The 21,461-nt window shown below is 69.2% G+C and carries 22 protein-coding genes and 1 tRNA gene; 7 read left to right on the top strand and 16 right to left on the bottom strand.

All coding sequences use genetic code 11. The annotated features are described in order from the left end of the window. Position 1 precedes the first annotated feature (1 nt). The 4 genes from CRO12_RS04690 to metX are packed head-to-tail and all read right to left on the bottom strand — an operon-like array spanning position 2 to position 3,697. Positions 2-1,558, bottom strand: coding sequence for a cryptochrome/photolyase family protein (locus tag CRO12_RS04690; protein ID WP_097062792.1), 1,557 nt, complete (start codon positions 1,556-1,558; stop codon positions 2-4). Next, on the bottom strand, positions 1,555-2,160 hold the full coding sequence (gene metW / locus CRO12_RS04685) for a methionine biosynthesis protein MetW (protein ID WP_218838854.1): 606 nt from the start codon (positions 2,158-2,160) through the stop codon (positions 1,555-1,557). Before metW ends, CRO12_RS04690 begins: the two co-directional genes overlap by 4 nt. Beyond that, entirely contained in the window at positions 2,157-2,588 is a 432-nt protein-coding gene (locus CRO12_RS18100; RefSeq protein ID WP_097062790.1) for a GNAT family N-acetyltransferase, read from the bottom strand. The genes metW and CRO12_RS18100 overlap by 4 nt, the downstream gene beginning before the upstream one ends. Continuing rightward, a complete protein-coding gene (metX, locus tag CRO12_RS04675) occupies positions 2,585-3,697 on the bottom strand; it encodes a homoserine O-acetyltransferase MetX (RefSeq protein ID WP_097063356.1) in 1,113 nt (370 codons plus the stop codon). The genes CRO12_RS18100 and metX overlap by 4 nt, the downstream gene beginning before the upstream one ends. Before the next feature lie 83 nt (positions 3,698-3,780). On the opposite strand from metX, the gene hisC reads away from it, so the two are divergent. Beyond that, a complete protein-coding gene (hisC, locus tag CRO12_RS04670; protein ID WP_097062789.1) occupies positions 3,781-4,875 on the top strand; it encodes a histidinol-phosphate transaminase in 1,095 nt (364 codons plus the stop codon). Further along, complete coding sequence (locus tag CRO12_RS04665) at positions 4,875-5,807, top strand: prephenate/arogenate dehydrogenase family protein (protein WP_097062788.1); 933 nt, start codon at positions 4,875-4,877, stop codon at positions 5,805-5,807. Before hisC ends, CRO12_RS04665 begins: the two co-directional genes overlap by 1 nt. Here CRO12_RS04665 and CRO12_RS04660 read toward each other — a convergent pair. The 4 genes from CRO12_RS04660 to ftsE are packed head-to-tail and all read right to left on the bottom strand — an operon-like array spanning position 5,801 to position 8,611. Beyond that, a complete protein-coding gene (locus tag CRO12_RS04660; RefSeq protein WP_097062787.1) occupies positions 5,801-6,502 on the bottom strand; it encodes a lysophospholipid acyltransferase family protein in 702 nt (233 codons plus the stop codon). The genes CRO12_RS04665 and CRO12_RS04660 overlap by 7 nt on opposite strands. Beyond that, on the bottom strand, positions 6,502-6,975 hold the full coding sequence (locus CRO12_RS04655) for a YdcF family protein (protein WP_097063355.1): 474 nt from the start codon (positions 6,973-6,975) through the stop codon (positions 6,502-6,504). Before CRO12_RS04655 ends, CRO12_RS04660 begins: the two co-directional genes overlap by 1 nt. 59 nt (positions 6,976-7,034) lie before the next feature. Then, complete coding sequence (locus CRO12_RS04650; RefSeq protein WP_097062786.1) at positions 7,035-7,913, bottom strand: cell division protein FtsX; 879 nt, start codon at positions 7,911-7,913, stop codon at positions 7,035-7,037. Further along, positions 7,910-8,611 carry a cell division ATP-binding protein FtsE gene (ftsE, locus tag CRO12_RS04645; RefSeq protein WP_097062785.1) on the bottom strand — a complete coding sequence of 234 codons (702 nt, stop codon included), beginning with the start codon at positions 8,609-8,611 and terminating at the stop codon, positions 7,910-7,912. Before ftsE ends, CRO12_RS04650 begins: the two co-directional genes overlap by 4 nt. A gap of 170 nt (positions 8,612-8,781) precedes the next feature. On the opposite strand from ftsE, the gene CRO12_RS04640 reads away from it, so the two are divergent. The 4 genes from CRO12_RS04640 to CRO12_RS04625 all read left to right on the top strand — a co-directional run bounded on the left by CRO12_RS04640 (position 8,782) and on the right by CRO12_RS04625 (position 12,554). Continuing rightward, entirely contained in the window at positions 8,782-9,507 is a 726-nt protein-coding gene (locus tag CRO12_RS04640; protein WP_097062784.1) for a zinc-ribbon domain-containing protein, read from the top strand. An 85-nt stretch (positions 9,508-9,592) separates the two neighbouring features. Then, positions 9,593-9,679: transfer RNA gene (locus CRO12_RS04635), tRNA-Leu, on the top strand. 149 nt (positions 9,680-9,828) lie between these two features. After that, entirely contained in the window at positions 9,829-10,956 is a 1,128-nt protein-coding gene (locus tag CRO12_RS04630; protein WP_218838871.1) for an acyl-CoA dehydrogenase family protein, read from the top strand. Further along, the gene (locus tag CRO12_RS04625) at positions 10,953-12,554 is read left to right on the top strand and encodes a carboxyl transferase domain-containing protein (RefSeq protein ID WP_097062782.1); all 1,602 of its coding nucleotides are present in this window, start codon (positions 10,953-10,955) and stop codon (positions 12,552-12,554) included. The genes CRO12_RS04630 and CRO12_RS04625 overlap by 4 nt, the downstream gene beginning before the upstream one ends. A gap of 32 nt (positions 12,555-12,586) precedes the next feature. On the opposite strand, the gene CRO12_RS04620 is transcribed toward CRO12_RS04625, so the two are convergent. Then, complete coding sequence (locus CRO12_RS04620; RefSeq protein WP_425442985.1) at positions 12,587-12,961, bottom strand: GIY-YIG nuclease family protein; 375 nt, start codon at positions 12,959-12,961, stop codon at positions 12,587-12,589. 14 nt (positions 12,962-12,975) lie between these two features. Here CRO12_RS04620 and CRO12_RS04615 point away from each other — a divergent pair, with 14 nt between their 5' ends. Continuing rightward, positions 12,976-14,895 carry an ATP-binding protein gene (locus CRO12_RS04615; RefSeq protein WP_097062780.1) on the top strand — a complete coding sequence of 640 codons (1,920 nt, stop codon included), beginning with the start codon at positions 12,976-12,978 and terminating at the stop codon, positions 14,893-14,895. A gap of 103 nt (positions 14,896-14,998) precedes the next feature. Here CRO12_RS04615 and CRO12_RS04610 read toward each other — a convergent pair whose 3' ends face one another. From CRO12_RS04610 to CRO12_RS04580, 7 genes are all read right to left on the bottom strand, one after another. Continuing rightward, positions 14,999-15,844 (bottom strand): oxygenase MpaB family protein, encoded by an 846-nt coding sequence (locus tag CRO12_RS04610; RefSeq protein WP_097062779.1) that lies wholly within the window; start codon positions 15,842-15,844, stop codon positions 14,999-15,001. A gap of 25 nt (positions 15,845-15,869) precedes the next feature. Further along, the gene (locus CRO12_RS04605) at positions 15,870-16,778 is read right to left on the bottom strand and encodes a flagellar motor protein MotB (RefSeq protein WP_097062778.1); all 909 of its coding nucleotides are present in this window, start codon (positions 16,776-16,778) and stop codon (positions 15,870-15,872) included. Between the two features lie 3 nt (positions 16,779-16,781). After that, a complete protein-coding gene (gene motA, locus CRO12_RS04600) occupies positions 16,782-17,645 on the bottom strand; it encodes a flagellar motor stator protein MotA (RefSeq protein ID WP_097062777.1) in 864 nt (287 codons plus the stop codon). A 128-nt stretch (positions 17,646-17,773) separates the two neighbouring features. Further along, positions 17,774-18,673: a flagellar hook-associated protein FlgL gene (gene flgL, locus CRO12_RS04595; protein WP_097062776.1), complete on the bottom strand. Its 900-nt coding sequence runs from the start codon at positions 18,671-18,673 to the stop codon at positions 17,774-17,776. 11 nt (positions 18,674-18,684) lie between these two features. Next, a complete protein-coding gene (gene flgK, locus CRO12_RS04590; RefSeq protein ID WP_097062775.1) occupies positions 18,685-20,040 on the bottom strand; it encodes a flagellar hook-associated protein FlgK in 1,356 nt (451 codons plus the stop codon). After that, positions 20,037-20,360, bottom strand: a complete 324-nt coding sequence (locus CRO12_RS17515) for a rod-binding protein (RefSeq protein WP_101750159.1) — start codon at positions 20,358-20,360, stop codon at positions 20,037-20,039. Before CRO12_RS17515 ends, flgK begins: the two co-directional genes overlap by 4 nt. Continuing rightward, positions 20,357-21,451 carry a flagellar basal body P-ring protein FlgI gene (locus CRO12_RS04580; RefSeq protein ID WP_097062774.1) on the bottom strand — a complete coding sequence of 365 codons (1,095 nt, stop codon included), beginning with the start codon at positions 21,449-21,451 and terminating at the stop codon, positions 20,357-20,359. The genes CRO12_RS17515 and CRO12_RS04580 overlap by 4 nt, the downstream gene beginning before the upstream one ends. Positions 21,452-21,461: the final 10 nt, after the last annotated feature.

Genomic DNA, 21,461 nt, shown 5'->3' with positions numbered 1-21,461 from the left:
ATCACCGCTCCGCCGTCACCCAGCCCGGCCCGGCGGGCGTTAGCGTGCCCAAAAACGCCGCCGCCTGCGCGCGGATCAGGTCCTGCTCCGCGGGGGCGAAGCGGTCCCACGTCCGGTACATGTTGCGCATCCGCGGGTTGGCGCGGAACCGCTCCTCGTGGCGGGCGAGAAAGTCCCAGTAGAGCGCGTTGAACGGGCAGGCGTCCGGCCCGGTGCGCTGCTTCACGTCGTAGCGGCAGCGCCCGCAGTAATCGGACATGCGGTTGATGTAGGCGCCGCTGGAGGCGTACGGCTTGGTGCCGACGCGGCCGCCGTCGGCGTGCTGGCTCATGCCGATGACGTTGGGCAGTTCCACCCACTGATAGGCGTCGGCGTAGACCACCAGGAACCAGTCGTCGATTGCCTTGGGATCGATCCCGGCGATGAGCGCGAAGTTGCCGAGCACCATCAGCCGCTGGATGTGATGCGACCAGGCGTGGTCGCGGGTGTCGCGCACCGCGATGTGGAGGCAGCGCATGTCGGTCTCCGCTGTCCAGTAGAAGTTGGGCAGCGGCCGGGTCGCGCCGAGCTCGTTGGCGTCCGCGAACGCCGGCATGTCGACCCAGTACATGCCGCGGATGAACTCGCGCCAGCCTAGCACCTGGCGGACGAACCCCTCCACCGCGTTGATCGGCGCGTCGCCGCGGCGGTACGCGGCCTCGGCTGCCTCGCACAGTTCGCGCGGGAGCAGCAGCCCGCAGTTCAGCATCGGCGACAGCACCGAGTGATAGAGCGTGTCCTGCTCCGCCAGCATAGCGTCCTGATAGTCGCCGTAGCCAGGCAGCGCGGCCGCGACGAAATGATCGAGCGCCGCGAGCGCCTCGGCCCGGGTGACAGGCAGGTTGAAGCCGTCGAGTGAGCCGAAGTGATCGCCGAACCGCCGGCCGACCAGAGCGAGCACCGCCCGCGTGATCTCGTCCGGCGTGGTCCGAAGCGGCGCGGGGTAGTTGAGGCCACGCGGCGGCGTCTCGCGGTTCTCCTTGTCGAAGTTCCAGCGGCCGCCGGCCGGCTGCTTGCCGTCCATCAGCAGCCCGGTCTTCTGCCGCTGGTCACGGTAGAAGAACTCCATGACAGGGGAGCGCTTGCCCTTCGCCCAGGTCGTGAACTCGGCGACGCTGACGAAGAAGCGGGTGTCCTCTAGAATCGTGACGGGCAGCCCCAGCAACTGCTCCCACCCGAGCAGCATCTGCTGGACGCGCCACTCGCCCGCCTCCGTGACGCGGATCGCGGTCGCGGCGTGGCGGGCGGCGACGCGCGCGAGCTCGCCCGAGAAGCTGCCGGTGTTGCCGGGCGCTTCCAGCTCCACATAGTCGACGCGCCAGCCGTCGGCGCTGAGCTCGGCGGCGAAGTGGCGCATCGCGGAGAGGATCAGCGCGATCTTCTGCGGGTGATGACGGACGTAGGTGGTCTCCTCCACCACCTCCATCAGCAGCACGACCGCGTCGGCACGGTCGACGCCGTTCAGGCTCGAGAGCGAGTGGCTCAGCTGGTCGCCGAGCACGGGGATCAGGATCGTCATCGCCGCAGCAGGAACACCGCGTGCTCGGCGCGGAAGTTGGCGGCGGCGGCGCTCGTCGGCCGCCCGTCCGCCAGGAACCAGGCGCCCTCGACGGTAATGCCGCGGGCGCACACGAACGACCGGAAATCATCCACCGTCACGTGATGGATGTTCGGTGTCTCAAACCACTCAAGCGGCAGGAGCCGCGTCACCGGCATCCGCCCGCCCCACAGCAGCGACACCCGCACCCGCCAGTGCGCGAAGTTCGGGAAAGAGACAAAGGCGCGCTTGCCGATCCGTAGCAGATGGTCGAGCACCACGTGCGGGCGCTTGGTGGTCTGGAGCGTCTGGCTGAGGATCGCAAAGTCGAATGTGTCGGACGGGTAGTCGGCGAGGTCGGTATCGGCGTCGCCCTGCATGACGGAGAGGCCGCGGCCAAGCGCGGTGGCCACGGCGTCGGCATCCAGCTCTAGCCCACGCGCGTCGCAATGCTTGTGCGCTTCAAGTGTCTCCATCAGGTCGCCAGTTCCGCACCCAACATCCAGAACTCGCGCGCGCGCAGGGATGTTGTTGGCGATAACCTTGAGATCGGCTCGAAGCGTAGGGGCGTTGAGCGGGTTCACGGCGCCGCCCGCAGCATCGCGGCCGCTTCGGGCGAGAGCTGCTCCATGTAGCGGTCGGGACGCAGCGGCGCGTGAAAACCGAGTGCCTCGTACACGCCGTGCGCGTCGGCGGTGACCAGCGCCATGCGGCGTATGCCGGCGAAATCCGGATGGTGGACGAACCAGCCGACCAGCCGCCGCCCGATCCCCCCACCGCGGTGGCGCTCGTCCACCCATACGTCGGCGATCCAGGCGAAGGTCGCGTGGTCGGTGATCGCGCGGGCGAAGCCGACCTGTTCGTTCCCCAGAAAGGCGCCGAGCGGATGCGATCCCGCGATGGCGCGCTCTACGAGCGCGCGGCTGATACCGGGCGACCAGTAGCTGCCCGCAAGCCAGCCGTGAATGCGCGCGAGGTCGAGTCGGGCACGATCGTCGTCGAGCTCGATCACGCGCCCGCCCCCAGGAACCCGGCCATGACCCGGTCGAGCTCCGGCGAGTCGAGCAGGAACGCGTCGTGCCCGAAGGGCGAGCGCAACTCCACGAAGCTCGCCCGGGCGCCGGCAGCGTTGAGCGCGTGGACGATCGTGCGCGACTCGCTGGTGGGATACAGCCAGTCGGTGTCGAACCCGACGACGCAGAACCGCGTGGCGGTGCCGAGGAAGGCGTTGGCGAGCACGCCGCCATGTTCCTCCGCCAGATCGAAATAGTCGAGCGCGCGGGTGATATAGAGGTAGGAATTGGCATCGAACCGGTCGGTAAAGGCGAGCCCCTGGTGGCGGAGGTAGCTCTCTACCTGGAAGTCCGCGTCGAACCCGAACGTCTTGGCGTCACGGGCCTGCAGCTTGCGGCCGAACTTGGCGGTCAGCCCGGCCTCCGACAGGTAGGTGATGTGCGCCGCCATACGTGCCACGGCGAGACCCGCAGTCGGGGGCGTGCCGCCGTAGTAATCGCCGCCGCGCCAGTCGGGATCGGCCATGATCGCCTGACGCCCGACCTCGTGGAAGGCGATGTTCTGCGCCGAGTGGCGCGCGGCCGACGCTATCACGACGCAGGCGCGGACCCGCTCCGGATAGGTCGCCGCCCAGCTGAGCGCCTGCATTCCCCCCATCGATCCCCCGACCACCGCCGAGAGTCTGGCGATGCCGAGATGGTCCAGCAGCGCCGCCTGCGCGCGGACCATGTCGCGAATGGTAATGACCGGAAAGGTCATGGCGTAGGGGCGTCCGCTCGCCGGATCGATGCTCGCCGGCCCCGACGATCCCATGCAGCTGCCGAGCACGTTGGCGCAGATCACGAACAGCCGGTCGGTGTCGATAGGCTTGCCCGGCCCCACCATCCGCGCCCACCAGCCGGGCTTGCCGGTGCGCGGGTGGGTGGACGCGAGATACTGGTCGCCGGTCAGGGCGTGGCAGACCAGCACCGCATTGCCGCGGTCCGCAGCGAGCGTGCCATAGGTCTCGTACGCGACGTCGATCGTCGCCAGCTCGCCGCCGCCGTCGAGCGCGAAGGCGCCCGGCAGCGTCACCCGGGCATCCAGGCCAAAGCGCGCATCGGTCATCGCCTGCGCGATACGGAGGGTAGCGCCTATCGTCCAGCGCATCGCTTGCCAAGCGCGCGCGAAGCCGCCTAGGCGCTTGCCCCATGAACAAGCCCGCGCCCAAGCCCTGGATCATGGACATCGCCCCTTACATCCCGGGGCGGAGCACCACCGACGACGGCCGCACCGTCGCCAAGCTGTCGTCGAATGAGAACCCGCTCGGTACGTCACCGGCCGCGCGCGCCGCCTTCGCCGCGGCGGCGGGCAAGCTGGAGCGCTACCCGGACGCGAGCGCGACCGAGCTGCGCGACGCGATTGCCGCCGCGAACGGCTTGGATGCCGCGCGGATCATCTACGGCAACGGATCGGACGAGGTGCTGCACTTGGCCGCGGGCGCGTTCGCGGGACCGGGCGACGAGGTGATCCACGTCCGCTACGGCTTTGCGGTGTACGAGATCGCGACCCGCCGCGTGGGCGCGACTCCGGTGATTGCCCCCGACCGGGACTATGCGACCGACGTCGACGCCGTGCTCGCCTGCGTCACCGATGCCACGCGGATCGTCTACATCGCCAACCCCAACAACCCGACCGGCACCTATGCGGCGCGGGACGAGATCGCACGGTTGCACGCCGGGCTGCCGCCGCACGTGCTGCTGGTGCTCGACCACGCCTATGCCGAGTACATCGACGGCGCTGCCGCGGACGGCGGGATGGAGCTTGCCGAGCGAGCGTCCAACGTGCTGGTCACGCGGACCTTCTCCAAGCTCTACGGCCTCGCCGCCGAGCGAATCGGCTGGGGGTATGGCGCGCCCGAGCTGATCGAGGCGATGCACCGCATCCGCCTGCCCTTCTCCATCACCATCGCCGGTCAGAACGCGGCGATCGCGGCGCTCGCCGATACTGACTTCGTGACGCACACCCGCGACCACAATGCGCGCTGGCGGGCGTGGTTCGCGGACGAAATCGCGAAGCTCGGCAACGCCGGGCTGCGGGCGGTTCCCAGCCAAGCGAACTTCGTGCTGGTGGTGTTCGAAGGCGCGGTGACGGCCGAGGTCGCGTACAAGGGACTGATGGACGCCGGCTACATCGTCCGCTGGCTGCCGGGGCAGGGCCTGGCGCAGGGCCTGCGGATCACGATCGGAACGGAGGAGGAGACCCGCGGTGTCATCGCCGCGCTGCGGGGCATCGTCGGGGCCTGATGCTTCCTCCCTCGACTACGCTCGGGACAAGCTTCGCGCGCGTCACCGTCATCGGGCTGGGGCTGATCGGATCGTCGGTCGCCCATGCCGTGCGTGCGCAGATGCCGGGCGCGACGGTAACCGGCTATGACGCCGATCCGGAGGTCCGCGCCGTCGCACAGGCCATGCACCTGTGCAGCGACGTCGCAGACAGCGCCGGCGCGGCCGTGATCGATGCCGAGCTGGTGGTGCTGTGCGTGCCGGTCGGCGCGATGGGGAGCGCGGCCGCGGCCATCCGCGACGACCTGCCCGCCGAGGCGATCGTCACTGACGTCGGCTCGTGCAAGGCGAGCGTGCTCGCGGCGCTCACCGACGCGCTGCCGGGCGTCACGATCATCCCCGCGCACCCGGTCGCGGGGACGGAGCGGAGCGGGCCGGAGGCGGGCTTCGCGTCGCTCTTCCACAAGCGCTGGTGCATCGTGACTCCGCCCGACGGCGCGGACCCGGTCGCGATCGAGCGCGTGTCCGCCTTCTGGCGCCGCCTGGGCGCGGAGGTCGAGCTGATGGCCCCCGACCATCATGACCGCGTACTCGCGGTGACCAGCCATCTCCCCCACCTGATCGCCTACACCATCGTTGGCACCGCCTCCGACCTGGAGGAGGTGACCCGGTCGGAGGTGATCAAGTACTCGGCCGGGGGCTTTCGCGACTTCACCCGCATCGCCGCGTCCGACCCGACGATGTGGCGCGACGTGTTCCTGTCGAACAAGGAAGCGGTGCTGGAGATGCTCCAACGCTTCTCGGAGGACCTGTCGGAGCTGCAACGCGCGATCCGGTGGGACAAGGGCGACCAGCTGTTCGACGCCTTTACCCGCACCCGCGCCGTGCGGCGATCGATCATCGAACAGGGCCAGGATGACGCGCGCCCCGACTTCGGGCGCAGCGATCACTGATCGGGTGCGCGCTCCAGCACGTTGATCGCCCGGTGCGCGGCCTGCTCGATCACGTCGCGGGGCTGGCCGGCGGGAATGACCTCACCGAAGCGGAAGGTGATGGGGGTGTTCGGTCGCTTGGGGCCATGGCGCGGCCAGGCGATGCCGCTGTCGATCGCGACCGGCACGACCGGTAGGGCGAGCGCGCGGTAGAGCCCGGCGAAGCCGGGTTTGAGCGGCGGCGTCTCGCCCGGCGCGACTCGGGTCCCTTCCGGGAAGATCACCACCGAGCGCCCGGTCGCGGCCGTCGCCTTGGCCTCGCGCATCATCTCGCGCATCGCCGTGGCCGACGCCGAGCGGTCGACCACGATCATGCCGTAGCGCCGCGCCGCCCAGCCCCAGACCGGTATGCGGGCGAGTTCCTGCTTCATCACGATCGCCGGTGCGCGGAGCAGTGCGACCATTTCGAGCGTCTCGAACATCGCCTGGTGCTTGGCGACGTAGAGCGCGGGCCCGGTCGGGATGGCGCCGGTGATCCGCGGCCGGATGCCGAGCGTCACCGCGGCGCACCAGCGGTGATAGAGCGTCCAGAACAGCACCCAGCGCCGCAGCGGCCGCTCCCCGAACAGCGCGGCGACGGGCGCGAGCAGCACGATGACCAGCGAGCCGGCGTAGAACACGAGCTGGAACAGGAGGGTTCGAAGGCGCGCTGCCATCAGTAGCCCGCCAGCAGCGCCGCGCGCCGCACCAGATACTTGTTGTACTCGCGCACCAGCATGGCGAAGGGCGGGTTGGTCGGAACGGCATCGCCGATCACCTCCACCGCGTCGTTCGCGAGCGCGTAGCGCAGCTCCAGCTGCGAGCGCGGCATGTGCCAGTCGGCGGTTACCAGCCGGACGGAGCGGTAGCGGTGGGTGCGGACCCAGCGCGCGGTCTCCTCCGCGTTCGAGCGGGTGTCCACCGCCTCCGCCCCCAGATCGATGCAGCAGGCGAACAGCCGGGGCGGCACCCGGTACTCGGCGGCGAGCTCGCGCGGGCGAACGCTGGGATCGGCGCCCGAGATTAGCATCCGACCGGCCGCGCCGTCCTGCAGCAGCTGCAGCGCGTGAGGGATACGGCCGGGACCGCCCGTCAGCACCACGATGGCGTCGGTACGCCGCGCGTCGACCGCACTCGGCAGGGCCAGCATGAATACCGCAAAGCCGAGAAAATAGGCGAGCGACACCAGCGCCAGGACGCGGACGAGCCTCACAGCGTGCGCCTGAGGGCGGCGAGGATCGCCACCCGCGCGAACAGCATGGCCAGCCCGGTGAAGAGGAGCGGCAGCGCCGCGAGCAGCAGCCAGTCCACCGGACCAAGCGCGACCCCGCTCACCAGCACCGCGTCGAGTGCCTGTACCCGCGCGCTGATCAGCGCGATCGCGCCTGCCGCGGCGACCGTCCCGACCGCGCCGCCGACCAGCGTATCGAGCGCGATCCGCCGCTGGAACAGCCGCGATACCTGCACGTCGGTGGACCCGAGCATGTGGAGCACGTTGATCGTGTCGCGGTGGGTGTCCAGCCCCGAACGGGCGGTAAGCAGCGCGATCGATGCGGTGGCAGTCGCCATCAGCACCACGAGGGCGCCCGCCAGCCACGCCAGCGACACGATGAAGCTCCGGACCGGGCCGAGCCAGCGCGCCGCCCGGTCGATCCGGGCGTCCGGCGCGAGCGCACCGACCCGCGCCGTCACGGCGTCGCCGACGCTGCCGGTGTCGCCTGCGACATCGATGTCGATCACCACCGGGATCGGCAGGTCGGCGTCGAGCCCGGCATCCCCCAGCCACGGCTGGAGCAGCGCCGCCATCTCCGCCCGCGGCACCGCCCGCACCGCGCGGACGCCCGGCACCTGCTGTACCGCATCAACCACCGCGCGCACGGCCGGGTCGGTCGCGCCGAGCAGCTGCACCGTCATGCGCCCGGCGAGCTGCGAATCGAGCCCCGCCACCGCGCTCCAGGTGCCGAGCCCCAGCGCGCCGGCGAGCACCGTCAGGAACAGCATGACCGCCATGACCCACCGCATCGCGCGGGTCTGGCGCCCGTTGTCCAGCAGCCGGCGGCCGGCGCGCGAGGCGGTGGCGTCGCTCATGCGTCGCGCGGCGGGAAGCGTAGCGAGCCGGTCGGGTCGGACAGACGGCCCTGCTCGATCCGCATCATGTGGGCGCCCGCGATGCGGTTGATCAGCTGAAGGTCGTGGGTCGCGACGACCACGGTCGTGCCCAGCCGGTTGAGGCTGTCGAACAGGTGAAGCAGTCGTTCGGCCATCGCCGGATCGACGTTGCCGGTCGGCTCGTCCGCGACCAGCATCTCCGGCCGCCCGATCACGGCGCGCGCGATCGCGATCCGCTGCTGCTCGCCACCCGACAGCGTCGCGGGACGGGCGTGGGCGCGATCCGACAGCCCGACCCAGGCCAGCATCTCGCGCACTGGCGCCTCCACGTCGCTCTCCGGCACGCCCGAGACCCGCAACGGGAGCGCGACATTGTCCGCGGCCGACAGGTGGGGGACGAGCCGGAAATCCTGGAACACCACTCCGATCCGGCGGCGAAAGCCCGGCAGCCGCGCGCGTGGCAGGGTGACCGCATCCTCGCCGAACAGGCGGATCATGCCGCGGGTCGGGCGCTGCGCGAGGTAGAGCAGCTTCAGGAGCGAGGTTTTTCCCGCCCCGGATGCCCCGGTGAGGAAATAGAAAGAGCCCGCGCCGAGCGAGAAACTCACGTCGGACAGCGTTTCCGGTCCGGTGCCGTAGCGCAGGCCGACGTTCTCGAACTGGACGATGGTCGCCACGACGGCGCGGTCTGCCCCAACACGGTGGTAAAAAGGAGTGGATAAGTCATCGCACACCCCGGCTTTGTGCTCAAGCAGGGCCGCACGACTCTTGCCCGCGACTCGCGGTCGTGCTTAGATTCTTGGCACTTGGCCGAGCCCTTGCAAGGCTCCTTTGGATCGTTGGGCATATGATCCTCGAATGTACCCAGTGCACCGCGCGCTACCTGGTTCCGGACACCGCGATCGGGCCGGAGGGCCGGACCGTCCGCTGCGCCAATTGCCGCCACAGCTGGTTCCAGCCGCCTGCGCTGCTCGACCTGTCGACCCGCGCGCCGGAGCCGGTGCCCGCGCCCGCTGCGCGGAGCGCCGTACCGGAGCCAGCCCCGGCCGCACCGCCCCCGCCGGAGGTTCGCTCCTACGTCGATGACGGGATCAACCATCCGCCGTCCTACGACGCGTTTGCCCATCGCCCCCCGTTCAAGCCACGTCGCAACCCGGCAAAGCGCTGGACCGCGGCGGCGCTGGTTGCGGGTGTCTCCATGCTGGTCGGGGCGGGAGCGATCCTCTACTCGGGTGCGCCCGGCATCGCCGCGCAGCTCGGGCTGCCGATCGGACAGGCGGACACGCCGCTGCGCTTCACTGACAAGGCGATCGACCGCCGCGACATGGGGACGGGCAGCGAGCTGTTCGCGGTCAGCGGCAAGGTGATCAACCCGACCGGCGCGGCGCAGCGCGTGCCGGACATCCGGGTGGAGCTGCGCGACGCGCAAGGCCGGCTGGTCTACAACTGGATGATCACGCCCGAGCAGCGGACGCTGGGACCGAGCGGGACGCTCGCGTTCAACTCCGGCCGGGTCGACGTGCCGGCGAGCTCGCGCGTCCTGGTGCTGAGCTTCGCCAAGGGGCTGAGCTGACGAAAGCGCTGTTGCCAGCCGGGGAACGCCCTGCTAGGGGCGCACGCCTTACCAGCCGCCGGCACTCGTCCGGCGGATTTCACGTGCGGTCGTGGCGGAACTGGTAGACGCGCAACGTTGAGGTCGTTGTGGGCGAAAGCCCGTGGAAGTTCGAGTCTTCTCGACCGCACCATCACCTGATCGGCTGAACACTCTCCCCTGAAAGGGGCAGCGATGCTGTCCCTATTGGCGCACTCGCCCGTTGCCGCTACACCGATCGAAACAGATCGGGAGAGCGATGTGGCCGGCGACTTCGACTTCGCGCTGGGCGACAATGCGGACATGATCCGCGAGGTGACGGCACGGTTCGCGCGTGAGCGGATCCAGCCGCTCGCCGAGCGGGTCGACCGCGACGACTGGTTCCCGCGCGACGAGCTGTGGCCGGCGATGGGCGAGCTGGGGCTGCACGGCATCACGGTGCCGGAGGCGGACGGCGGCCTCGGCCTCGGCTATCTCGAGCATGTCATCGCCTGCGAAGAAGTTGCGCGCGCCTCCGCGTCGATCGGGCTCAGCTACGGCGCGCACTCCAACCTGTGCGTCAACCAGATCGCGCGCTGGGCCAATCCTGACCAGAAGGCGAAGTTCCTCCCTAAGCTGATCTCCGGGGAGCATGTCGGCAGCCTCGCGATGTCGGAGGCGGGCGCAGGGTCGGACGTCGTTTCCATGAAGCTGCGCGCGGAGAAGACCGACCGCGGCTACGTCCTGAACGGCACCAAGTTCTGGATCACCAACGCGGCCTACGCGGACACGCTGGTCGTCTACGCGAAGACGGGCGAGGGCAGCCGCGGCATTACCACCTTCCTGATCGAGGCGGGCATGCCCGGCTTCGCAATCGGGCAGAAGATCGGCAAGATGGGAATGCGCGGATCGCCGACCGCCGAACTGGTCTTCACCGACTGCGAGGTCGGGCAAGAGAACGTCATGGGGCCGCTGAACGGCGGTGTCGGCGTGCTAATGTCGGGACTGGACTATGAGCGCACGGTGCTCGCCGGCATCCAGCTCGGCATCATGCAGGCGTGCCTCGACGTCGTGCTGCCGTACCTGCGCGAGCGGCACCAGTTCGGCCAGCCGATCGGGGCGTTCCAGCTGATGCAGGCCAAGGTCGCAGACATGTACGTCGCGCTCAACTCGGCCCGCGCCTATGTCTACGCAGTCGCCAAGTCGTGCGACGCGGGGCGCACCACCCGCTTCGACGCGGCGGGCGCGATCCTGCTGGCGAGCGAGAACGCCTTCACCGTCGCGGGCGAAGCGGTGCAGGCGCTCGGCGGCGCCGGCTACACCACCGATTGGCCGGTCGAGCGCTTCCTGCGCGACGCCAAGCTGCTCGACATCGGGGCCGGCACCAACGAGATCCGCCGGATGCTGATCGGCCGCGAGCTGATCGGGGCGGCGGAGCGCGTCGCGCAGTGAGCGCGCCGATCCTCGACAGCAAGGTCGATCCCGGCTCCGAGACGTTCCGTGCTAATGCCGCGCACAATCGCGCGCTCGTCGACGATCTAAGCGCGCGGGTCGCGGCGGCATCGCTCGGCGGCTCCGAAGCGTCGCGGGAGCGTCACGCCGCGCGCGGCAAGCTGCTCCCGCGCGAGCGGGTCGAGCGGCTGCTCGATCCCGGCTCGCCGTTCCTGGAGGTGGGGCAGCTCGCCGCGAACGGCCTCTACGGTGACGAGGTGCCCGGCGCGGGGATGATCGCGGGGATCGGCCGCGTCTCCGGTCGGCAGGTCATGATTGCGTGCAACGACGCGACGGTGAAGGGCGGCACCTACTATCCGCTGACCGTCAAGAAGCACCTCCGCGCGCAGGAGATCGCGGCAGAGAACTGCCTGCCGTGCGTCTACCTGGTCGATTCGGGTGGCGCCAACCTGCCGCACCAGGCGGAGGTGTTTCCCGACCGCGAGCATTTCGGCCGGGTCTTCTTCAACCAGGCCAACATGTCGGCGCTCGGCGTGCCCCAGATCGCGTGCGTGATGGGGAGCTGCACCGCCGGCGGCGCCTATGTGCCGGCGATGTCGGATGAGACGGTGATCGTCCGCAACCAGGGCACCATCTTCCTCGCGGGGCCCCCGCTGGTGAAGGCGGCGACGGGTGAGGTGATCTCGGCCGAGGAGCTGGGCGGGGCGGAGACGCACGGGCGCAAGTCGGGCGTGGTCGACCATATCGCGGAGAACGACGCGCACGCGCTGACGATCGTTCGCGATATCGTCTCGACGCTCCCGCCGCAGCAACTGCCGGGCGTGAACCTGCGCGAGAGCCGCGCGCCCAAGTACGCGGCGGAGGAGCTCTACGGCATCGTCCCGCAGGACGTCCGCGCACCCTATGACGTGCATGAGGTGATCGCGCGGATCGTCGATGCCAGCGAGTTTCACGAGTTCAAGGCGCTCTACGGCAGTTCGCTGGTGTGCGGCTTCGCGCACATCCACGGGGCACCGGTCGCGATCCTCGCCAACAACGGCGTGCTGTTCAGCGAGAGCGCGCAGAAGGGCGCACACTTCATCGAGCTTGCCTGCCAGCGCCGCATTCCCCTCCTGTTCCTCCAGAATATTTCCGGCTTCATGGTCGGCGGCCGTTACGAGGCGGAGGGGATCGCCAAGCACGGGGCAAAGCTCGTCACCGCGGTCGCGACCGCCTCCGTGCCCAAGGTCACCGTGCTGATCGGCGGCAGCTTCGGCGCCGGCAACTACGGCATGTGCGGCCGTGCCTATTCTCCGCGGTTCCTGTTCACCTGGCCGAACGCGCGGATCAGCGTGATGGGGGGCGAGCAGGCGGCATCGGTCCTGGCGACCGTCCACCGCGACGCGGACAGCTGGACGCCCGAGCAGGCGGAAGCGTTCAGGGCGCCCGTACGCCAGAAGTACGAGGACGAGGGCAATCCCTATTACGCGACCGCGCGGCTGTGGGACGACGGCATCATCGATCCGGCGCAGACCCGCGACGTGCTGGGGCTGGCGCTCGCGGCCTGCCTGAACGCGCCAGTGCCGGAAAGCCCACGCTTCGGCGTGTTCCGGATGTGAGTAGGTCTACGGGCCGTCGCCCTGAATTCGGTTCAGGGCCCATCTTTCCGCGCACGCTGTCTGAGCGGCTCAAGTCCGAGCGTCGGGGCCAGGTCGTGCCAGTCTGGATTGTTCGACTCAATCAGGTTGATCTTCCAATCTCGGTGCCAGCGCTTGAGCTGCTTCTCGCGAGCGATCGCCGCCGGCATGTCACTGAACAACTCGTATCTGACAAGAAGGTGCACGCCGTAGGTTTTGACGAAGTCGGACCCGCTACCATCGCGGTGTTGATGGAGGCGACGGACCAGATCGCTGGTCACGCCGATGTACAATGTTCCCATACGTCGGCTCGCGACGCACGGCTGCCTCATCACTCGATCGCTAGCACATCGCCTGCTGCACCATAGATGCTGAAACAAGTTCAGCATGACGGGGAATAATCATGATCACCTCCCTCCTCATCGCCAATCGCGGCGAGATCGCGTGCCGGATCATCCGTACGGCGAACGCGCTCGGCATCCGCACGGTCGCGGTCTACTCGGACGCCGACGCGGGCGCGCTGCACGTGCGGCAGGCGGACGCGGCCGTCCACATCGGCGCAGCGCCTGCGCGGCAGAGCTATCTGGTCGGCGAGCGCATCATCGCCGCCGCGCGCGACAGCGGGGCGGAGGCGATCCACCCGGGCTACGGTTTCCTCAGCGAGAACGCCGATTTCGCGGAAAGCGTGATCGCCGCCGGGCTCGTCTGGGTCGGACCCAAGCCCGACAGCATTCGCGCCATGGGGCTGAAGGACGCGGCCAAGGCGCGGATGATCGCAGCGGGCGTGCCGGTCACGCCCGGCTACCAGGGCGAGGACCAGAGCCCGGAGCGGCTGGCGCGCGAGGCCGAAGTGGTCGGCTACCCCGTCCTCATCAAGGCGGTGGCGGGCGGCGGCGGCAAGGGGATGCGGCGGGTCGACGATGCGGCCGACTTCGCCGACCTGCTCCAGTCGTGCCAGCGCGAGGCGGCCTCGTCGTTCGGCGACGACCGGGTGCTGATCGAAAAGTACGTGCTCAACCCGCGCCACATCGAGGTGCAGGTGTTCGGCGACACTCACGGCCAAGTCGTCCACCTGTTCGAGCGCGACTGCTCGCTCCAGCGCCGCCATCAGAAGGTGATCGAGGAAGCGCCCGCCCCCGGCATGAGCGCGGAAACGCGCGCCGAGGTCTGCGCAGCGGCGGTGCGGGCAGCCCAGGCGGTCGACTATGTCGGCGCGGGCACGATCGAATTCATCGCCGACGCGTCTGACGGGCTTCGGGCCGACCGCATCTGGTTCATGGAGATGAACACGCGCCTGCAGGTCGAGCACCCGGTGACCGAGGCGATCACCGGAGTCGACCTGGTCGAGTGGCAGCTGCGGGTCGCCTCGGGCGAGCCGCTGCCGAAGCGGCAGGACGAGCTGTCGATCAGCGGCTGGGCGGCGGAGGGGCGACTCTACGCCGAGGACCCTGCGAAGGGGTTTCTGCCGTCGATCGGAAGGCTCGATCACCTCCAACTCGCACGACCCGCGTTCACCTGGTCCAACGCCGGACCGTCAATGGCGCCTCAGGGTGTACGCGTCGAAACGGGGGTGGAGGAGGGTTCCGACGTGTCGCCCTATTACGACCCGATGATCGCCAAGCTGATCTGCCACCGCGACACCCGCGAGGAGGCTCTCGCAGCCCTCGCCGACGTGTGCGCCGACGTGCAGGTCTGGCCGGTCCGCACCAACGCCGCCTTCCTGGCGCGGGTGCTCCGCGAGCCGGCGTTCGTGGCGGGCGAGGTCGACACCGGCTTCATCGGCAAGGAAGCCGAGCGGCTGGTCGCGACGGCGCCACTGTCGGCTGCGCGCGGCAGCTACGCGCTGTCCGTGCTCCAGGAACTCGCCGGTCCGGCGGCGCGGGTACAGGTGCCGGCCGGTTTCCGCTTGAACGCTGCGCCGCGCGGCGATGCCGTGGTGGTGATCGACGGCGCACCCGTCCGGGTACCGCTGCCGAGCGAGCGGTTCTTCCAAAGCGCTGATCCCGCCAGCTTCGCCCGCGCGGACGAAGGCGTCGTCGTGTTCGCGGGTGGATCGCCGCATCTGGTGACGCTCGCGACGCGACCATCGGCCGCGGGTGCCGGAGGCGACGGGGCGATACTCGCCCCCATGCCCGGACGAGTCACTGCGGTAGAAATTCTGGCCGGCGCATCGGTCACCAAGGGTCAGAAGCTGCTGACGCTGGAGGCGATGAAGATGGAGCACACGCTGGTTGCGCCGTTCGACGGGACGGTGGCGGAGCTCGAGGTGGAGGCGGGCGCGCAGGTGACGGAGGGCAGGCTGCTGGTGCGGGTCCAATCGTGACCCGTCACCCCAGCGCAGGCTGGGGTCCATGGCTGTTGCGATCAGCCGCGACATTACCTGCTCTCGGCGCAGACATGGATGCCCGCCTTCGCTGGCATGACGATTAGGCGAACGCCCACCTGAGCGTCCGCGCCAGCCCCAGCGTGCCGAGCCGCGTCAGCGGCCGGGCGAGCGGCGCGGGGCTGAGGCCGTGCATCGCGCGCGCCCACGACGGCAGCAGGTCGACACCCGCCGCCATGGCGAGCCGCTGCACCGGTTCGCCGACGCCCGTCGTCGCACGCTGCTCCAACACCAGGCGGCGGACCACCTCCACTCGCTCGTCGACCAGCAGCTCAGCCCGCATCGAGTGGATCAGCGCGTCGAGCGAGCGGCGATCGTGTGGTAGCGGATCGGCGCCAAGCGCCTCGCCCACCCGCGCGACCTCCGCGATGTAGCGATCGGCACCCGTGTCCGACATGCCGGGATCGCCGTAGCGCCGCCAACCGGCCAGAAAGCTCCACGTCTCGGTCGCATGGACCCAGGCGAGCAGGCGCGGATCGGCGGCGTGATAGGGCGTGCCGTCGGGCAGATGCCCGCGCACCGCATCGTGGATGCGGCGCACCCGCGCGATCGACGCCTCCGCATCCCCGCGGCTGCCATAGGTGGTGACGGCGATGAAGCGTGCGGTGCGACGCAGACGGCCGTGCATGTCGGCGCGGAAGTTCGAATGGTCCCACACGCCCGCGAGGACCGCGGGGTGGAGCATCTGAAGCAGCAGCGAGCACACGCCGCCGACCAGCATGGAGGTGACGTCGCCGTGAACGCGCCACGCGATCGTCTGCGGGCCGAACAGCCCGTCCGGCTGGCGTGTGACCGGCCGCTCGCCGCGCTTGGGATCATTGAAGACGCGCACGACCTGTCCCGCGATCGCGCGCTTCAGATTGCGTTCCAGCCCGTTCGTTGCTGCCATGCGACGCCAACGCGCCGCCGCGGGATCAGGTGCCGAAGCGGCCCGCTTTGTACAGTAGCGTGATCGCGACGCGGCGGTTGCGCGGGTCGGCGGCATCCTTGGCGATCATCGGCTCGCGGTCCGCGACGCCCTCGATCCGCTCGAACCGCCGCTCCGCGACGCCGCCGAGCGCGAGCCGCCGCCGCGTCGCCTCCGCGCGGCCGGAGGAGAGCATCCAGTTGTTCATCTGGCGCGGGTCGCCATAGGGCACGCTGTCGGTGTGGCCGCGGATCATGATCGGGCTGTCCGTGCCCTTGATTGCGTCTGCGACCAGCCCCACCAGGCTGGAGGCATCGGGCACCAGCGCGGTCGTGCCGAGCGCGAACATCGAATAGTCGGCATCGTCGACCAGGTCGATCCGCATGCCGTCCTGCGTCATCACAAAGCGGACGTGCTTGCCGAGCTTCGCCAGCTTGGCGTCGGACGCGATCTGCCGCTCCACGCTCTTCTTCAGCTGGTTGAATGCGGTTTTCTCCGCCTCTCGCGACTCGGCGCGCTTGATCGAACCCTTGTCGCCGCTGCCCTCCTTGTTGCCGCCGGTCGCGCCCATCGGAATGGTCAGCGTCCGGGTGCCGGTCTGCGCGGCCTTGTGCGGGTAATTGTCTTTGTCGGTGATCGACGAGCCGCCGAACATCCCGTTAGATCCGGCCGAGTTCTCGCGCAGCTCGATCATCGTCGGCGTGAAGTAATCCGCGATCGACTTGCGCTGCTTCTCCGTCGTCGCGCCGAGGATCCAGAGTAGCAGGAAGAACGCCATCATCGCCGTCACGAAATCGGCGTAGGCGACCTTCCAGGCACCGCCGTGATGGCCGCCGCCGTGATCGCCGACGATCTTCTTGACGATGATGATCTTGGGCGGCTGGTTGTTGCCGTGGGGAGCGCGGGCGGCGGCCATGACTTAGCGCCCGCGCAGCCCGTCGAAGACTTCGCCGAAGCCCGGCTGGTTGTTGTGCGCGATGCCGGAGCGCGCAGCTTCGATCACCAGCGGCTGCGGGTGGCCGTGGAGCGACGCGATGATGATCTGCTTGACCACGTGATAGATCGCGGCATCGGCGTCGATCACCTGCTTCAGCCGGTTGGCGAGCGGGCCGACGATTCCGTAGGCGAGCAGCACGCCCAGGAACGTGCCGACCAGCGCCGAGCCGATCATGCCGCCGAGGATCGACGGCGGCTTGTCGATCGATCCCATGGTCTTCACGACGCCGAGCACCGCCGCGACGATGCCGAGCGCGGGCAGCGCGTCGGCCAGGCTCTGCAGCGTGTGCTGCGGCCCCTCGACCTCGTGATGGTGGGTCTTGATCGCGTTGTCCATCACCTCTTCGACCGCGTGCACGTCGAGCGTGCCGGAGGAGACAACGACCAGCCGCAGCGTGTCGGCGATCAGGTTGATGAGCGTGTGGTCGGCCTGGAGGCGCGGGTATTCGCTGAACACGGCCGACGACTTCGGGTCCTCGACGTGCGGCTCGAGCGCGATGGGCCCGTCGGTGCGCAGCATCTTCATCAGCTTGCTGACCAGGAAGATGGTGTCGAGGTAATCCTGCTTCTTGTACTTCGGTCCTTTAAGCACCTTCATCACGCCGCCGCCGACGGCCTTCAGCTCCTTGCCCGAGTTGCCGATGATCAGCGCGCCCACTGCGGCGCCGCCGATGATCAACATTTCGTGCGGCACGGCGTGCAGCACGGGGCCGAGCGCGCCGCCGGTGATGGCGAAGCCGCCAAACACCATGGCGAGCAGGACGACGAGGCCGATGGCAGGAAACATTGGTGCTGGAGTCCCCGAACGCTTGAGCCCTGACAGGCCGATTCACCGCATCTTTTGCCGCCAAGGGATGGGAATCAGGTTAACGCGGCGGTTGCCGTGACTTTAACTTCTCCGGCCCGAGGAGGCTTTTACCGCAGATAGTCAAACAGCGACAGCGAGGTGAGCTTCGAGAAGCTCGCCTGGGTCGCCTGGAGCACGGTGAGCGTCTTCTGGAGCTCGGTGATCGTCGCGGTCACGTCGGTGTCCTCGATGGCCGAGCGCGCCTCCTCGCGGGTGAGCGCCAGGTCGGTGAGCCGCGATTCCTCCAGCTCCAGCCGCGCGCCGCGCGCGCCGATCGAGGCGCGGGCGTTGGTTACGCTGTTCAGGATGGCCTGGACGTCGCGACCGGCGTCGCCGACGGCCACGTCGTTGCGCAGGTTGTCGGCCATCCCCTCGATGATCGCGAACATGTCCTGCGTGCCGCCGGCCGAGACCGGAATGGCATTGAAGATCGCCGCACCGCTGGTCGTTGCGTTGATCGAGCGGCCGTCGCCGATCGGGATCGCGCCCGCTTCGCCGACGCCGGTGTAGGTCACCGTGCCGTTCACCCGCTCATAGGGCGGCTGGACGCTGGTGCCGCTGAACAGCGGGCCACCACGCGAATCCGACGTGTTGGCGATCCGCAGCAGATCCTCGACAATGACGTCGAGCTCGGTCGCGAGTGCCGTCTTCTGGTCGGGGCTGAGCGTCGCGCTGCCGGCGCTGACCGAAATCTCGCGCACGCGCACCAGCTGCGCCTCGATGCTGCCGAGCGCGGTCGAGGACGCCTCCAGCAGCGAGGTCGCCAGATCGATGTTGGTGAGCTCCGCCTGCGCGTCGGCGCCGGTCCGCTTGAGCAGCGACAGGGCGCGGTACCCGGCGGCGTCGTCTGACGGCGTCTGGATCCGCTTGTTGGTCGCGAGCTGGTTATTGAGCTGGTCCGCGCGGGCGCTGAGCGCACCCATGCGGTCGCGCAGGCGGTCATAGGTGAGCGAGGTGGCGACGCGCATGGCGGAGGTCCTCAGCGGATGTCGATAATGGTCTGGAGGATGTCGCGCGCGACCTGGATCACGCGGCTCGATGCCTGATAGGCCTGCTGAAAGCGGATCAGGTTGACCGCCTCCTCGTCCAGGTCGACGCCGACCGCCCCGTCCCGCGCGGCAACTGCGGCGCTGTGGATCGATCCCTGCGCCTCCGCGACGTTGCGGCGGGTCGCGAGCAGCGCCGCGTTCTCCGTCACCACATCGTCGAACGTGCCTTCCCAGTCGGCGGCGATGCGCAGATTGGCGAGCGCGGTCATGTTGCCGTTGCCGCGTGCGCCCTCGCCCACGGCCGCGGCGGCGATCCCACGCGCGTCGATCAGCGGGTTGACCAACATGGTCGTCGCATCGGTGCCGGTGATCTCGAACAGGGCGACACCCGGCGTGTTGTCGAGCGTGCGACCATTCGCCTGGAGCGCGGTTGTTTGGTCGGTGAAGTCCTTCGCCAGCACGTTCAGGCTCTCGCGCGCGGCCGCGATCCGCCCGGCGCCATCGATCAGCCCGGCGAGCATGCCGCCGCTCGGCTCGATCATGGACGTCGTGTCGGCGTGGCTGGCGGAGATCGCAACCGCACCCGTCGGGCTGGACGCGAAGCTGATCAGCGCCGCATTCTCCAGGTCGGCGATGACCGGACCGGTCGCGCCGCCCGCGCGTACGATTGCGCGGCCGTAATCGTCGAAGGCGACGTTGATGTTGGTGATGCCGGTCATCGCATCGAGCAGCCGGTCGCGCTCGTCGAGCAGCTGCGCCTGCGGCGCCGAGTTGGCGGACGCGCGGGTGAGCCCGCGATTGATCCGGACCAGCGACTGGGCGAGGTCGCCGAGCTCGGTGGCGGCATCCTTGCCCTGTGCGTCGAGCTCGGCCGCGGCGCTGTCGAGCGCGATCGCTGTGCTCGCGAAGCCGGCCGCGAGCGAGCGCGCATCCTCCAGCAGCACGGTGCGCGGCGCGGTGGCGGCGGGATCGGCTGCGAGATTCTTGGCGGAGGCGAAGAACTGCGATAGCCGGTCGCTCAGCTGATTGCCGACCAGCGCTCCCTCGATCCGGTCGATCCAGACGACCCCGGCCTCCGTCCGCGCGAGATCGGCGCCGCTGGAGCGCACCTCCGCCGATTTGAAGCTGTCGGACGCGCGCGTCACGCCGGTCACGTGCGAGCCGCTGCCGGACAGCTTCACCGTCTGGCCGATCGCGATGCTGTTGGTGCGCCCCACTTCGCGGATCAGGGCGGAGCGGCGCGAATAGCCCGGAGTCGCGGCGTTGGCGATGTTCTCCGACGCGACGCCGAGCGCGGTCTGGTAGGTGCGCGCGCCGCTCGCGCCAATCGACAGCAGGTCGCTCATGCCACCGATCCTTCAGTAGCCTGCGACTTGCGGAGGAAGTCGGTCATGGCGCGCCCGATGCCGAGCGGCGTGTGCGCGGCCATGCTCTCCGCGACCTTGGCGTCGGCCATGTCGCGGAACTGCTCGCCCGCCTTGTTGTCGAACAAGCCGTCGGCGAGCTTTGCCGAGCGCATCGACTTCAGCATCATGCCGGTGAAGATCGATTCGAACCGCTGGCCCGCCTTCTCCAGATTGCCCGCGGACGCCAGGCGCGACGCGTCGTTCGATACGCCGCCGGCGGTACCGATGAGCGGGGAGGTGGGGGCGAGCGGCGTCGTCACAGGACGATCAGCTCGGCCTTGAGCGCACCGGCCTGCTTCAGCGCTTCCAGGATCGCGACCAGGTCGGCCGGGGACGCGCCGATCGCGTTCACCGCCTTCACCACGTCGGCGAGCTTGGGGCCGGGATTGAGCAGGAACATCGGACGCCTTTCTTCCTCCACGCTGACCGCGCTCTGCTGCTCCACCGCCGTCTTCCCTTGCGAGAAGGGCGCCGGCTGCGACACGCGCTGGTTTTCATCAATACGAACGGTCAGTTTACCATGTGTTACCGCGGCAGGGCTGACCCGGACCGCAGAGTTGATAACGACCGTTCCCGTGCGGGCATTAACAATTACTTTTGCCGGTGCTTCGGCCGAGGTCACGTCCAGGTTCTCGATCGCGCTCATCGCCGATGCGCGGACGTCCGCGCCGGCGGGCGCGGTCACCGCGATGGAGACGCCGTCAATCGCACGCGCGGTGTTCGCGCCGTAGCGGCTGTTGATCGCGGCAGCGACGTTCTGCGCCGTGGTGAAGTCGGCGCGCGCGAGATTGAAGGTGAGGGTGGGCGCGGACGCGAAGCCCGTGTCGACCGCCCGCTCGACGGTCGCGCCTTCCGGAATACGGCCGGACGAAGGGACGTTGACGACGATCTTGGACCCGTCGGCCCCATCCGCACCAAGTCCACCGACCGCGAGGTTGCCCTGCGCCATCGCGTAGATCTGACCGTCCGCGCCGTAGAGCGGGGTCATGATCAGCGTGCCGCCGCGCAACGACTTGGCCTTGCCCATCGCGGACACGGTGATGTCGAGCTTCTGCCCTGGCTTGGCAAAGGCGGGCAGCTCGGCGGTGACGATCACCACCGCCGCGTTCTTGAGACCGGGGTTGGCACCCGGCGGCAGCTGCAGCCCGAAGCGCGAGGCGACGCCCTTCACCGATTGCACGGTGTATTCGAGATTGTCGTCGCCGGTGCCGGGCAGGCCGACCACCACGCCGTAGCCGGTTAGCTGGTTCGAGCGGATGCCCTGGAACGTGCCAAGGTCCTTGATCCGGTCGGCGTGCGCGGGTGTGGCAACCAGAAGGGCAGCCAGCGCAGCGAGGAGAGTACGAAGCATGGGACCGAAC

Origin of the sequence: Sphingomonas guangdongensis (assembly GCF_900199185.1) — a bacterium.
Lineage (GTDB): Bacteria > Pseudomonadota > Alphaproteobacteria > Sphingomonadales > Sphingomonadaceae > Sphingomonas > Sphingomonas guangdongensis.
Note: the sequence above shows the minus strand (reverse complement) of the source record. Positions and strands in the feature narration are given on the sequence as shown.